This window comes from Hoylesella timonensis S9-PR14 (assembly GCF_000762405.1).
GTDB lineage: Bacteria > Bacteroidota > Bacteroidia > Bacteroidales > Bacteroidaceae > Prevotella > Prevotella timonensis_A.
Genome location: NZ_JRPQ01000277.1, coordinates 1 through 14,525, shown reverse-complemented (window position 1 = coordinate 14,525; position 14,525 = coordinate 1). Strand labels below are relative to the sequence as shown.

The following is a 14,525-nucleotide window of genomic DNA, read 5'->3' as shown; positions in this document are numbered from 1 at the left end:
AGCCGCTTACACATGGACAGTAATTCACCAAAATAGACTGTATTGCTCACCAAAACAGTCTATTTTCCTTCCGAAAACAATCTGTTTTGCCAGTTTGTAATGTTGAAACAAGCGGATGATTGCATCGGAGCGAAACGCTGAACAGGCACATAGACAATGAGCACGGAATGAGGGCGGTTGCAGTCTGGCGTTGAAGAGTGTCTAACCCACCATGTGAACGTACGAAGAAACAACGAGATATGAACAATGATTTGCCCACCATAGAGACGCATCCTTTCGAGCCTTTCTTGCCCAAGCATGCAAGGCTGCTGATGTTGGGAACGTTTCCTCCAGCTCCTAAACGTTGGAGTATGCCGTTCTTTTATCCCAATTTCCAAAATGATATGTGGCGTATCTTTGGTTATTTGTTCTTTAATGATAAGAATCATTTTGTCGATGAGGGAGAGAAATGTTTTAAGTTAGACGAATTGAAAGCGTTTTTACAAGAGAAAGGGGTGGCACTGTATGACACAGCCTTGCGTGTGCGACGAACCAAGAATACGGCATCGGACAAAGATTTGGAGATTGTAGAACCCGTCAACTTGGATGCCTTGTTGCGAAATCTGCCCCAATGTAGGGGAGTACTCACGGCAGGTAGGTTGGCTACTAAGGTTTTTACGCAGCATTATGGTGTTTCTGCACCCCAAATGGGGCAATACCATACGTTTCAATTTGAAGGTAGACTCTTGCGCTTGTATCGCATGCCGAGTAGCTCGCGTGCTTATCCTATGAAGATAGAGGAGAAGGCGAAATATTATCAAGTGATGTTCCAAGATATTTTAGCATAAATAATTTTATCATGTTTCCTTTAGAATTTAACAATAAAATCACTGTTATTGGTATTGCTGGTGGTACGGGGTCGGGTAAGACCACCGTGGTGAGAAAGTTAGTGGAGGCACTTCCTCCTGCGTATGTGGCTGTGGTTCCGCTCGATTCTTATTATAATGACACCTCTGAGATGACCGAAGAAGAACGGCATGCCATTAACTTTGATCACCCCGATGCTTTCGATTGGAAATTGCTCATCAAGCAGGTCAATCTCTTACGTAGTGGAGAATCGATAGAGCAGCCTACCTATTCATATATCAAGTGTAACCGATTGCCAGAGACCATACATGTAGACCCTAAGCCTGTTATCATTATCGAAGGAATTATGACGCTGCTCAATAAGCGGTTGCGTGAGATGATGGACTTGAAAGTGTTTGTGGATTGCGATTCTGACGAACGACTGATTCGCAACATTCAGCGAGACATCGTTGAGCGAGGTCGTGATGTCAGTATGGTGGTGAACCGCTATTTAGAGGTGCTGAAGCCTATGCACGAGCAATTTATCGAGCCTACCAAGCGTTTTGCCGATGTCATCATACCGCAAGGAGGCGACAACATCAAAGGAATAGATATCCTCTCGAAATATGTAGAGAGATTGGTGTTGATGGGATAAAGCTGTGCATGGCTACGCACAGCTTTGCCTGATGTGAGTTGTGAGTGATAGAAAGTGTTATCTGAGTTTTATTTATAAGTCTACATATATTGTTAAAATAAGCTCAACAATGAAGAAATCAATCAATTATTTGCACATACTATTCGTAGAGATATGTATATTTCTACTACCGTTATCCGCATGGGGACAACAACGTGTCGTCATCTCTCCTTTTTACTCAGACTATGCATTATTGACCGATTCTCTTCCCAGCGGTTGGTCTTTGTCACCTTATATTCAATTGGGAGTAAAGGTAGAGTTTCCGCAACAAACAACGCTATCTTCACTGCAACAATATCAATTTGAGAACAGTTCATACTTCAGTGCTGTTTTACGACCATTTATTCCTGTCACGCTACAATACGGAAAATTGAGGTGGAACAATCTGAATCTAACGAACTGGAACACCCCTGAGATAGAGAAGCAGGAACTTCAATACATGAAAACAGCGCGAGGGCGATTCTCATTATCATATAACGACTGTTCGTTTATAGCTGGCAATCTGTTTAATAGCAATGGCATCCCCTCATTTTCATATATTCACTATGAAGGATGGGGAACTTTATTCCCTACAAACACACAAAGGGCGGACACCACCACTTACATTTTACACGTAAATCCTTCTCTCTTTTATCTACTTACAGATAAAGGATTGATAGATTTATATACCACCGAAAGCATTACAGTGCCACCACACGAAAAGTTCCCTTCATTGTTCTTGTTCTATCGTCCCGTATATGAACATAAAACCATTGAATACAAGGGGTTTGATATCACATTGGTTGCCGAAAACGAAAAGCTGGCTACACAGTTGTATCATAAGTTATCACCTGACACTATTCACAAATCCTTTGACAAAGGCTCTTTGTCCACAACAGAGTCTGTTCCTGATGACAGCGTCATATATCGTGCATTGAAAGCAATTGATTGTCTCGCAAATCTTTCTAATGATATTCGACAGCACATCGCAATTGTGAAAACAGGTCTCAACTTTGAAGTGAAGATGGGGAAAGCAGAGAATTTGGACAACCTTTCTGCTCATTTTTCTTTGACCTTGGACAGCGTGTTGCTGATGGATCAAAAAATGTATTATCACCATACATTATTGCATGAAATGCTACATTTTGTGATTGGTAAACAACAAATACGCCCAAAAAACTTGTCTGCTCAAGAAACAAACTTTTTTGCGGAATCAACCACAGAGTATTTAGCCAAATATCTCTTTGGTAAGTATATCACACATGAGAAGATGTTTACAGATTCAATAGAACATAGTCCCATTAATCTGACGTTGATAAAGAAAGCAAAACGTAGCATACAATCCAATCATAGTATCAGCGTTGGAGCAGAAGGTAGCGATGAGACAGCCAACACTGCATGGGTGTATTATGACCTTTTGCCTGTTCTGTTGCATCAATTAGCAGTAAATAGTCAGGTGGATGAAGAGGCTTTTGCCAAGGCTGTTTATCGTTATGCGAGAGGAATTGAAAAGCAACCACAAAGTCTGCAACACTTCTTTTCTTATCTGAAGAAGCAAGGTTTTCATTTGAAGGGCAAGCAGAAAAAGTATATTTATCTCGTATTGAATAAATCCTTTGCGTAAGTTTGCTAATGGTGTCTTTGCTTCTATTTAATAATCAGATAGATAGTATTTGACGCTTTGTGAACTCTAACCACTTGGCTATTTCCAAAATCTAAACCCTTCATTCTGCTGCATTGTTATTTGTTCACCAGTTGTTTGGTATGCTGTCCTTGCTCTTGATGATAGTCACAATGCTGTGTTTCTGTACTGAAAGAGATTTTTCTTTCATAGAAAATCAGGGGGCATGAAGATATTTCCCGAAACCGTCCATGTACAGTGGTGGCGATTGTGGGTAGCTTTGGTTGGTTGGAAATGCATGATACTTTGAGAAGATGGCTGCCATTAGTGGCGTGTCAAGATAATTTTGACGCATCGTTGCTCTCCCGTTGCCAAATTATACAACTTCACGAAGTAAAGTCCATTGGGTGCTTGAAGGGTTAGACTGAACGTATTGTTGCCGATGACATTTTGTATCTGCTTGCCCATGGTGTTGTACACCTCCACGCGTGTGGCGTTTTGTCCTTCGATGTAAATAGTACCTTTTGATAGAGTTGGGTGTACATTCAGCGATTGCTTGTGTGACAAGGTCTCGATGCCTGATGGAAGTACCATGATAAACGAAGCACCTGTGTTCTTGTCGGGATATACGTACGCATTTATTCTTTTCTCGTCAAAGTTGAGGTAGCGGTGTATTTGCCACATTCCCCTCAGCTTATATTCGTTTTCGCCTACCCATTCGGCTTGAATGAGTTGCTGGTTAGAAAACGGATATTGCATTGCAACGCATTGCCAGTTGCCTGTTACGCCTGCCATGTAAAGACTGCTATTGCGCACCGAGTAGATGTTGGTAAAGCCTTCACTTCTTGAGAAGGTGAACTTGTATGCTTCGTCGTTTGTGTCGAGCTGTCCTAAACAATAATCTCCTTGATAACTACTGCTTTGGTCTTGTTGGTAATGCAAGTATAGTCCCGACTCTTTTTCTCGGAGGTAGAATGTGCGGCCGTCCAGCTCATCTTTGGCAGTTACTTGTCCGTCGCCAATCTCCTCGTCTGCGTTGATTCCTATTTCAGCGGCAGAGGCAAAGTCGGTTTTGTCTACAGCGTTGTAGGCTATCAGTTTCATGTAACGGGCAATAGGCTTGCTAATAATAGGTACGGTTTGTTTTGCCGAGGTGTTTTCCCACCTGCCCACTGCTGCTGGTGCTCCCCATTTGTATAAGTCGTTGCTAAAGAATATTTCATAATCGCCAATCCTCCCATTGACAAGGTCTTTCCTTCCCTGATAGTAGAAAGCGGAAACACGGTAGCTTTTCCCCATGTCTACCACGATTTCGTGAGGGAATGTGGGCTTTGACGGTTGATATTGGGTGTGCCAAATGGTGTTCTCGTTATCGTCAATGGCATAGGCAGCTTGTTCTGTACCGCCTTGCTCACTGTCGTAACTGACAACTCTCCATGCACTCTTGTCTATCATGATGCCAAACTCCACGGTTGTTACCATGCTATTTTCATGGTCGGGTGACGATGCGTAAGCCTTGATGACACCGCGTGACTTCAGGTAGAATGGCTTTGAGTAAACTTGTTCGGGTTTGCCGTCAAGACTATAACGAATTACAACATTGGGTTGTGGTGAGGAGATAGACACCCATCCGTTTTTGTTCCGTTCAATGTGTACAGGTTGACAAAGGGGATTATCTATTTGTGCCAATTGAGCTAATTCTTTCTCAGAATGTGGATGTGCCAAAGGTAGGATGATGAAGTCGAAGGAAGTCTTGTGAGCCGTAAGCTCATATTTGGGCATGACATCTGTACCGCAGCTGGCATTTCCTAACCCTCTTTGTGCCGCATCAAGGCATACAACGGTCTCGGACGTTGTCACCAGTTGGTATGGATGTGCCGATCGGTTGTTTCTGTTGGTATAGTTGTCCTCGGCTTTCCAGTTGGCTACCGTGGTTGCCATCTGTGCAGGAGCCACGAACATGAGTCCACTTCCTTGGCTGTCTGTCAATGCCAACCATCTAACATTTTCCTTGTTGCCACATTCCTGAGGCTTCACATAAGGGGTAAATTGTTGCTCAACGGTGCTGCCATACACTCCTTCGAAAGCCGATTCCCTGCGGTCTTTATAGCTATCCCAAGGACCACGACCAAACCATTGCATCTTGTTGAAGCTCTGTGGCATGCCAAGGCGGAAGCCCAACTTAGGTAATACAACACCTTTTTGTGCAGGGTCGATGATATTGTTGACAATAATGGTGCCGTCGTTCAATATGGTATATTGCTGGTTTACGTTGAAGGCAGTGCCATTAGTGCCAGTATAGGTGCATTCTGTTTTGATGCTGGCACGCTTGCCGTCAATGTCAAGAGTCGCATCTGTGTTGCCCAACGAATAGTTGAGCATACGCAGTCCCATGTTGTCCCAGTTGCCTGTCTGTGTCTTGTCGTTGTCCGTTGGCAGTCTGAAAGCATTTAGTAAGATGTCGCTACTGATGAGCTGCTTTCCTTGATGATAGTAGGAAGAGAGGATGCCATTGGTGAAAACTGCCGAGAAGTCGGAACCTGTGATGGTCACAGTGCCTTCGTTTTGGGTGAGTTGCAGTGGGTTGCTGTTGGATGAGACGTGCGGTTTCTTGTGAATGGCATTTCTTATCCTGAATTGTTCGCTCGCAACTTCATATCCTGCATCCGCCCACAGGGTGGCTTGACGCAGCTTGGCGGTGAAGCGAATAAAGTATTCTGCTGCCTTGTCGTCAAGTGTTGGAAGTCCATTGAGCTTGATTTCCATGCTGTCGTTGGGTGCGATGTCGATGTTGTTGACAGTGCCTTGTGCAATGGCAATGCCGTCTTTCAGTAACTGGTAGGTGAGGTCTACATCGTTCAGTCGGCGTTGATTGAGCTTGCTTTTGGCAACAAATATATATTGCAGGCTGTCTTTCATCCTGAAGTCCATGGGTTGGTAGATCTTCTTGACGTTGAAGGTCTTGGCCGTTGGGGTGTTGTCTGGCAAGACAATGCCGTTGCAGCAGAAGTTGTTGTCGTTAGGCATGTCGCCAAAGTCGCCACCGTATGCCCAGTAATATTGATTAGGCTTGCCTGGAACAGGTATCTTAATGCCTTGATCTTTCCAGTCCCAAATAAATTCACCGATTAAGGCTGGATAGCGTTCGTACAGGTTGAACATTTCTCGTTGGTTGCCCATGGAGTTTCCCATGGCATGGGTGTTCTCGCATTGAACGTGGGGTTTGGGGTGCCATCCTGCTTTGTATTCTGCCAATCGCTGCTGGCCAATGTTCTTGATACGGTCGTAGCTTGCATACATCGTGCTGGTCATGTCGCTCCATTTGCTGTTGCCTTCATAGTGGGTGAGCCGTGTGTCGTCAAGTTGTTTAATGGCTTCCATGACCGATCTGAAGTTATCACCTCCACCACTCTCGTTGCCACCCGACCAAATGACGATGGATGGGTGATTTCGAAGCGACAGTACATGGCGGGTGTTACGCTCTACCATGGCGGCTCTGAATAATTCGTTGCTTGACAGGCTGGTGTTGCCATGGCACTCTACGTTGGCTTCTGCCAATACATAAAGGCCGTATTTGTCGCACAATTCGTAGAAGTAAGGACTGTTGGGATAGTGTGAGGTTCGTACTGCATTGATGTTGAGCTGTTTCATTTGCTTGACGTCCTGTTCCATCTCTTGTTTGGATACAGTTCTTCCATTCTCTTCACTGAACTCGTGACGGTTCACACCATGGAATATCACTGACTTTCCATTTACCAAGAATGCGCCATCCTGACCTATGCTTATGGTTCTAAATCCAATTTTGCAAGCTCTGGTATCTATGGTTTTACCATTCTCTTTCAACGTGAGTACAAGGTTGTATAATGTTGGACGCTCTGCACTCCATGCTTCAATGCCGCTCACTGTAGGAAGGTTCAGCGTTGTCTCGCCCGTCGTGACCTGCTTGTTGGTTATTGCGAGGACTTTCTTTCCGTCCAATAACTTCGCTTCTACTGATGTGTTTTGTGTAGTTTTCCCCGCAATGGAGAGGCTTACCTCGCTCGTAGCAGAAGTTCCGTTAGGTGACAAATTCGTTGTCTTAAAGAAGAAATCTTTGACGCATGTCTTTGGTGTTGACCACAAAAAGATGTCACGTGTAATACCTGTCAGGCGCCAATAGTCTTGATCTTCGAGGAAAGATCCGCTTGTAAACCGGTACACTTGAATGGCAATTTCATTCGTGCCTGCTTTGAGCAGTGAGGTAATGTTAAAGTTAGAGGGCAAATAAGAGTCTTCGGCATAGCCAGCAAAGTTTCCATTGATCCAAACATAATAGCCGTGACCTGCACCGTTGAGTCGCAAATGCACGTCACGCCCATTCCATGTAGATGGAATGGAGAACGTACGTCGATAGCTTCCCACTGGGTTTTTCATGTCGTTGTTATACGTCCAGCCAGAGGGACGGTCAGCCATTACGCTGAATGTCCTCCAATTATAAGTAAACGGATAGTTGAAATTGGTGTACAGTGGCTTGTCCCATTGTTTTCCATTCCGCACTCCGTAGACTTGCCATGTTGAAGGAACGTTGATATCGTCCCACGCACTATCGTCATAGTTAGCAACGAAGAAACGGGCAGGTCGCTTTGAAGGATCTGGCACCCACATGAACTTCCATGTACCATTCAGGCTTTGGTAGTAGGGAGATTGTTCCATAGGAACACAATCGTCTTGTATAGAATTCTCTTGTGGAATGGTTAGTGCGCCAGCTTCTTCACGCTTCAGATGGGTGATGGATGGATTGTCCCATTCATTCATCGACTGTGCTTGTATGTTTTGTTCAAAGAAGGTGGCTGTCACGAATGCCATGACCAGGCAAAGAATGTGTTTCATGTGGAATGTCTGTTTTAACTGCTTGATGATAAGAGATGTGTAAGGACGGTTCTAAAAATTGCTTTGCCAGACTTTGAACTTCTTATGCCAAAAGAAGCCTATGGCGACAAAAGGCATGTCTATGGGTTCTAAGTAACACATACACGGCGGTAATTCTTAGAACCGTCCATCATTAACGTTGTCAACGCTACAACTTAAATGATACTTGTGCGTTTCGTAAATTCAATAATCTCGGGTATATAACCAAAAGCCAAACCCGTGACGGTGTCGGCACAACCGTAGTAAACGGCTACGCGACCTGTATTGGGATCATGCACCTCTGCACAGGGGAAACAAACATTAGGCACGTCGCCAGTCAGCTCATACTGCGTTTGTGGCGAGATGAGATAAGGACCTGAGCGATAGATAGGCTTCCATGGCTGTTCCAAGTCGAGTAGGGCAGAGCCAAAGCTGTACACGTAGCCATTGCACGAGCGTAGTACACCATGGTAAAACATCAGCCAACCTTCGGATGTCTCAATAGGAATAGGACCAGCGCCTATCTTCATGCACTGCCATGCACTTACTTCGAAGGCGGCAGGTGACATGACATGGCGATGCTTGCCCCAGTACACCAAGTCGGGAGATTCGCTGTAGAAGATGTCTCCGAAGGGAGTGTGTCCTGTATCACTTGGGCGACTAAGCATGGCAAAGTTGCCATTAATCTTCTTTGGGAACATCACACCGTTGCGGTTGTAGGGCAGGAAAGCATTTTCCAACTGGTGGAAAGTCTTGAAATCAAACGTGTATGCCACGCCAATGGTAGGTCCATGATAGCCGTTACACCATGTGACGTAGTAGCGGTCATCGATAAAGCACACACGTGGGTCGTAACCGTACACCCATTCACCAATCTCTTTATTGTCACACTCAAAACGGAGTGGTTCTTCGTTGATGTTCCATTTTACACCGTCGTCACTGAAACCGACGTGTAATACCATTCTACGGTTGGTGTCATCACAGCGGAACACACCAGCGTAACCGTCTTTGAAAGGTACTACGGCACTATTGAAAATACTGTTGGAGGTGGGTAGCAAATTCCTTGGAATAATGGGATTCGCCGAACAGCGCCACATGACTTCTTTACAATCTGCCGCACGGTCTTCCCACGGCATGTTGGGCAAAGGCTGCCCTTGAATGATTAATTTGGACATAGAAAAAATATTTAGTTGACGAGTTGACAAGTTTACAAGTTGACGAGTTGATAGTTTAAGTTGACGAGTTGACAAGTTATTAGTTGACGAGTTGACAAGTTATTAGTTGACGAGTTGATAGTTTTTGAGTTTTTAGTTTTTTAGTTGACGAGTTCAAAGTTGACGAGTTCACCAGCTGATAGCATTGATAACCAAAAGTCCAAACCTCAACGTTCAATGCTCTCAGCTAATTATTCCCCTCCTTGGGAGGGGTTAGGGGAGGCTCCAAACGGCACAAACCAAGTGATGAGTAAGGCGGGAATGGTACATAGTAACACGAACACGAAGAAGTGTTGGTAGCCCAATGCGTCGCTCACCGCACCACTAAGCATGCCCGGCAACATCACACCAAGGTTCATAATGCCACTGGCAAAGGCATAGTGTGACATCTTGTGCTTGCCTGGCGCGATTTGTTGCATCATGAAGAGCGTTAGTCCCACGAAGCCAAAGCCATAACCAAAGTACTCCAGTCCAATGGCACTGCCTATAAAGACAAGGTCTTGTGGTTGGTAAATCGCCAATAGGTTATACGCCACAAATGGCACATTGAACACCAATGCCAAAGAGAAAAGTGTCTTTTTCAATCCACGATGTGCGATATAGTAGCCACCCAAGATAGAACCAATGACAAAGGCAGCAGCTCCAACAGTACCATAGCACAGTCCAATTTCTTGTTCTGTCATGCCCAATCCTTGCTCCGCAACAGGTGCTTTAAGGAAGAGTGGCACTATCTTCATCACAAATCCTTCGGCAAACCGATAGAGAATGATGAAGCATATATAATAAGTAATGTGTTTCTTTTTGAAGAACTCTGCAAACACCATCCATAATTCTGTCCATATCTCACGAGCACTCTTTCTTTGCTTATCAGATTTTTCGTCTGTTGGAAGCATGAAAAAGTGATAGCATCCCAAAACGAGCATGGTTGTACCAGTAATCAACATGATGAACATCCATGCCTTAGTCACACCGTAACTCTTGATGAAAATTCCTGCCAAGTACACTAATCCTCCTGTTGCAAATATCTTCGCCACGTTGTAAAACGCACCTTGCCAACCTATCCAGCGTGCTTGTTCTTCGGTTGATAGTACCGACATATATGTTCCGTCGGCTGCAATGTCGTGTGTGGCACCGCTGATGGCAATCACTGCTAAAATGCTAATGGTGATAGCAAAGAAGTTAGAAAGGTTCAAGGCGAAAGCCAATAAGGCAAACATCACGCCACAAAGCAACTGGGTAAGCACCACAAAAAACTTCTTGGTCTTGTAGATTTCAAGGAAAGGACTCCAAATCGGCTTCAATGTCCAAGGCAGCATAATCAGTCCTGTCCAAAAGGTGATTTGCGTATCAGAGATTCCTAACCCCTTGTACATTAGTGAAGTCACCATGTTGAGCACCACAAAAGGCATCCCCATGGCAAAATATAAGGTGGGCACCCACGCAATAGGATTCAGCTTCTTATGGGGAGAAGTTGTAGAATTTAGGTTCATTTTTGATATGTTCTTTTACAGATGATGTTTATACATTCAATGAACGGGTAAGTTTACAATATATACTAAGAACATAAGACGTTGTCTTTGTAACTCTTACCGTTCATTTAATTGACGTTTAGGGCTTATTCTTTAGGTGTGGAATTTGTTTCTTCATTGGTCATATCCACCACTTCTGTAGGTTCTGTTACCGAGGGTTCTATCTCCGTAGTTTCAATAGCAGTTTCTTCAAAGGTAGGGTTTTGTTTGTATTTTCTGTTCACCGACATCACTTTGAAGGCATCGATACACTCGATGACACCGTACAGTACGAGGGTCCAACCTAACACGAAGAGCGGTGCAGAGGCAATCCACCTTGGTGCCACGATAGCGATAACTCCGATAGCTAATACAAAACAGGGCAGAAGCCAAAAGATAACACCTACTCGTAGAATACGATTGATTGTTGCCAAGATGACGAATTGGTTGATAGCTCCTAATATTAAGATAGCAGCAAGGATATATACCAAGCCCGTCATAAACACGGTTGGCATCAGTGCCAATATGGCTCCCAACACCATGCTACCCAACCCAACGATAGGAAACGTGGGACGGAAGCCCGAAATCTGTCGCCCATTGGCATCGAGTACCACGGTTTCGTCTTGATGTTTCTTATCAATAAAATAGGTGATACACGAAATCAAACCTGATAGAAAGAATAAGACACCAATCAGAATGGTTAGCCATGTCACGGTTTCTTCACGATATCGAATTAAGAGAACACCAATGATGATAGCACACAATGAGCGGATGAATGAGTTTTGTACTGTTTTCATAAAAATCTTTATATACGTGACAAATGTACAAACTATCTCTCATAATTCCAATTCTTTTTTATTATTTTTGCGCCAAATCATGAAGATATGACAACTTTATATTTGGTGAGACATGGTGAAACGGTAGAGAATGTGCAAAAAGTGATGCAGGGACAAACGCCTGGAACGCTCAGTGAGTTGGGAGAACAACAGGCAGCATGTCTTTGTGAGCAATTTCGTTCTGAAGCAATCGATATGTTTTTCTCCAGTGACTTGCAGCGTGCTGTGCAGACTTGTGCATGTATTGCCGCTCCGCATCAGGCTGTGGTACACCAAACGCCACTCCTTCGAGAGCGCGATTGGGGCGATTTTACAGGTTGTTATATTCCTGATTTGAAAGACAAACCTTTTCCTGACAATGTCGAAAGCATCGAAGCACTCAAGCAACGAGCAGCGGCTTTCCTCGAAGAAGTGAGGCGGCGTTGCCCTTCAGGTACTGTTCTTGCGGTGGGGCATGGCATCATTAACAAAGCCATTCAGAGTGTGTTTTATCGTTTGCCCATGTCTGAAATCGCACGGATGAACAATGCAGAGGTGCGAAAGCTACAACTGTAACATTCGCACCTTCTGAAGTTTTGCGTTGTGTGCTAATGACTGGCGTCAGTCATTGCCACTGTCTGTTTCCTGAAACATCTTTAATGCCTATAAAAGAATCTACCGTTTTTGATTTCACCTATTTTATTTCTTACCGATAGTATCTACCTTCTTCCCCCAAAGTGAACCGTAGAACCATTGTTATTGTTGGCATTTCCTCTCGGTACTGACGTGCCTATCGAACTCCGCCCACCTCTTGATGCTGCACCAAAGTTGCGTGATGGAGGCGTTGAGGGGTTGCGCATCACATTGGAACGTTGTGGAGCATATTGCCTACTTGGACGGGTTGATTCGTTCGGGGTGAATGTTCGATTTGGTACAGAGGGTCTGTTATCAGGAATTTGATACGATCTGCTACCACCGAAACTCCCACTCCTGCTTCCGTTGTAGTTGGGTGTAGGCTGTGTAACAGTGGTACGTGTACTACTGCGTCTGCCTCCAAACACCGTGTTGGAATTTTGGTCAGGTACGTTTTGATAATCACGAATGCTACCCGAGCGATTGTACATATCGCCATTATCGCAACCCCTTCCATAGGTAGAGATTCTTCTTTGCGGTCCATTGCCAAAGGAGCGACTGTCATTGTTGTAATATCCGCTGTGGAATCTGTCGCGCATGCCAATGCCATTGTTACGGTAGTCGTTTCCGTAGCTGCGTCCATAGTACCATGAGCGGTTGCCGTTGCGGTGCCAGCTATGCCCACAACAGTAGACGGTGTAAAATTGCGGCGTTCCAAAGTAGAAGTAATCTCGCCGTGGATAGCGTGCATAAATGGAAAAATGCCAATAGCCTGCGTTCCAATATAAGGGACGATAGAAGTATGTCGCATCGCAGTACAACCGATATTGCCAATCGAAGAGGATGTAGTTCAAGTCCATGTTGCGCCTGTTCCAATAAACGCCAAACAGGTCATCGTAATCGTCTATCCTCATCAGATAGTCGAGGTTTATCTCGTAAGCCGCCTCATATTGGTCATCGGTAAGGTTGAGTTCATAAGCCATCTTGTCCGTTAGGAAGAGTGCCTGTTGACGAGCTTGCCTGTAACTCATGGCACTTGCCGAGACGGAAATAAAGAAGAGTGCTGCGAGGGTAAATATAAGCTTTTTCATCATAATAGGGTTTTGTTGATTCGTAAATATGGGTGTGATGTCATTGTGCTGTCTTTAACGACCATTGGTGACGAAGTCTGCTGGTTTGACAGAACCTTTTTCCTTTCATCACATTGCAAATATAATGATTCATTTTTAGTGCCGAAAGGGCTTTTCCCTACATCATTGAGGAATTTCCCTATCGTTTACGAATGTTGGCGATTGGTGAATGTACCCACAGCGCTTTTATTGAAGAATCATATTTTTACAATGAACGATACCAACGAAGCAACAACTGTAAAATTGGGGATACGCTACACGGAAGGCTTATTATTGCTGAATTTTCTTTACAAAGTGTCTCTCAAAACTCGCGTGAAAACAACCAACAGCAAAGTTGGTCGCAAATACGCGAGAAATGAGCGACTTTTATAACTCGTTGTTGTTGAATATGTTAAGTCTTAGGTGCCTCTTTTTCTGCCTATTTTTATCATTCCTTTTCGATGAAAGCATTGAGATAACCCTCCAATTTGCATGCTTTAAGGCTGCTGAAGCATGTGAATAACAGCACTAATGTATGTTTCCAAGACCGTAAAGTCATTGTTTCAGCTGTAAAAAGCGTCTTTTTTGTTAAAATCAGCCCATTTTTGCAGCTCGTTTGCCTATTGATTTTTTCTATTTTGAAGATTTTAGATGGCCGATTTTTGGTAAAATAACAGGACAAAAACCATTTTTGTCTTTACCAGATAGCAACATACCGTTCTATCTAAAACAACGAAAAACATCGTTACATTCTTTTACTTTTGATGAAAGGTAGGAGAGGGGTTGCAACTCATTTTCTTTCGCTTTTTTCATCAGAACGCCTCCGTCCCTTTGGCTTCTTTTTATCACACGCACATTTTCGTGTTTTCTGTAGCTTTCGTTGTTGCTATCATCTATGTTGTTATCAACAACAAGATACATCATTTCTAAAGAGTCGAGCGGTGGTATCACGATGAAGAATCTGCCTTCACAATTAAGTATGAAGGGTCTTCAAGCCGCAAAGACGGGCTGAAAGCCCAATCGGAATATAGTCCAGGGTAACACCCTGGGTATGGATATTCCAGCATACTGGCGCGCTGTAAGCGCAAAAGGAAGTTGCGAGAAAGGATACTTCACTGGCTCCTTTTGCGCTTACAGCGCGCCAATGAGCTAACGACCTTTCTCCCAGGGTGTTACCCTGGGCTATATTCCTTTTGGGGCTTCGCCCCGCCTTTGCCCGTAACGTCAATTGCTGTATAAT

General features: G+C 44.2%; 9 protein-coding genes. 4 read left to right on the top strand and 5 right to left on the bottom strand.

Annotation, left to right across the window (positions count from 1 at the left end):
- Positions 1 to 239 precede the first annotated feature (239 nt).
- The 3 genes from HMPREF9304_RS13015 (at position 240) to HMPREF9304_RS13005 (ending at position 3,122) form a co-directional block, all read left to right on the top strand.
- A complete protein-coding gene (locus HMPREF9304_RS13015) occupies positions 240 to 827 on the top strand; it encodes a uracil-DNA glycosylase family protein (protein ID WP_036929948.1) in 588 nt (195 codons plus the stop codon).
- 11 nt (positions 828 to 838) lie between these two features.
- Positions 839 to 1,480, top strand: a complete 642-nt coding sequence (gene udk / locus HMPREF9304_RS13010; RefSeq protein ID WP_036929915.1) for a uridine kinase — start codon at positions 839 to 841, stop codon at positions 1,478 to 1,480.
- 109 nt (positions 1,481 to 1,589) lie between these two features.
- Positions 1,590 to 3,122: a hypothetical protein gene (locus HMPREF9304_RS13005; protein WP_036929913.1), complete on the top strand. Its 1,533-nt coding sequence runs from the start codon at positions 1,590 to 1,592 to the stop codon at positions 3,120 to 3,122.
- A 321-nt stretch (positions 3,123 to 3,443) separates the two neighbouring features.
- Here the strand turns inward: HMPREF9304_RS13005 and HMPREF9304_RS13000 are convergent, their stop codons facing one another.
- The 4 genes from HMPREF9304_RS13000 to HMPREF9304_RS12985 all read right to left on the bottom strand — a co-directional run bounded on the left by HMPREF9304_RS13000 (position 3,444) and on the right by HMPREF9304_RS12985 (position 11,525).
- Positions 3,444 to 7,988, bottom strand: a complete 4,545-nt coding sequence (locus HMPREF9304_RS13000; protein ID WP_156104831.1) for a glycoside hydrolase family 2 TIM barrel-domain containing protein — start codon at positions 7,986 to 7,988, stop codon at positions 3,444 to 3,446.
- 194 nt (positions 7,989 to 8,182) lie between these two features.
- Positions 8,183 to 9,181: a glycoside hydrolase family 130 protein gene (locus HMPREF9304_RS12995; protein ID WP_008122173.1), complete on the bottom strand. Its 999-nt coding sequence runs from the start codon at positions 9,179 to 9,181 to the stop codon at positions 8,183 to 8,185.
- A gap of 230 nt (positions 9,182 to 9,411) precedes the next feature.
- Complete coding sequence (locus tag HMPREF9304_RS12990; RefSeq protein ID WP_036929911.1) at positions 9,412 to 10,710, bottom strand: MFS transporter; 1,299 nt, start codon at positions 10,708 to 10,710, stop codon at positions 9,412 to 9,414.
- 125 nt (positions 10,711 to 10,835) lie between these two features.
- On the bottom strand, positions 10,836 to 11,525 hold the full coding sequence (locus tag HMPREF9304_RS12985) for an HdeD family acid-resistance protein (protein WP_036929909.1): 690 nt from the start codon (positions 11,523 to 11,525) through the stop codon (positions 10,836 to 10,838).
- An 87-nt stretch (positions 11,526 to 11,612) separates the two neighbouring features.
- On the opposite strand from HMPREF9304_RS12985, the gene HMPREF9304_RS12980 reads away from it, so the two are divergent.
- On the top strand, positions 11,613 to 12,119 hold the full coding sequence (locus HMPREF9304_RS12980; RefSeq protein ID WP_036929908.1) for a histidine phosphatase family protein: 507 nt from the start codon (positions 11,613 to 11,615) through the stop codon (positions 12,117 to 12,119).
- A gap of 143 nt (positions 12,120 to 12,262) precedes the next feature.
- On the opposite strand, the gene HMPREF9304_RS12975 is transcribed toward HMPREF9304_RS12980, so the two are convergent.
- Positions 12,263 to 13,270: a hypothetical protein gene (locus HMPREF9304_RS12975; protein ID WP_156104830.1), complete on the bottom strand. Its 1,008-nt coding sequence runs from the start codon at positions 13,268 to 13,270 to the stop codon at positions 12,263 to 12,265.
- Positions 13,271 to 14,525 lie beyond the last annotated feature (1,255 nt).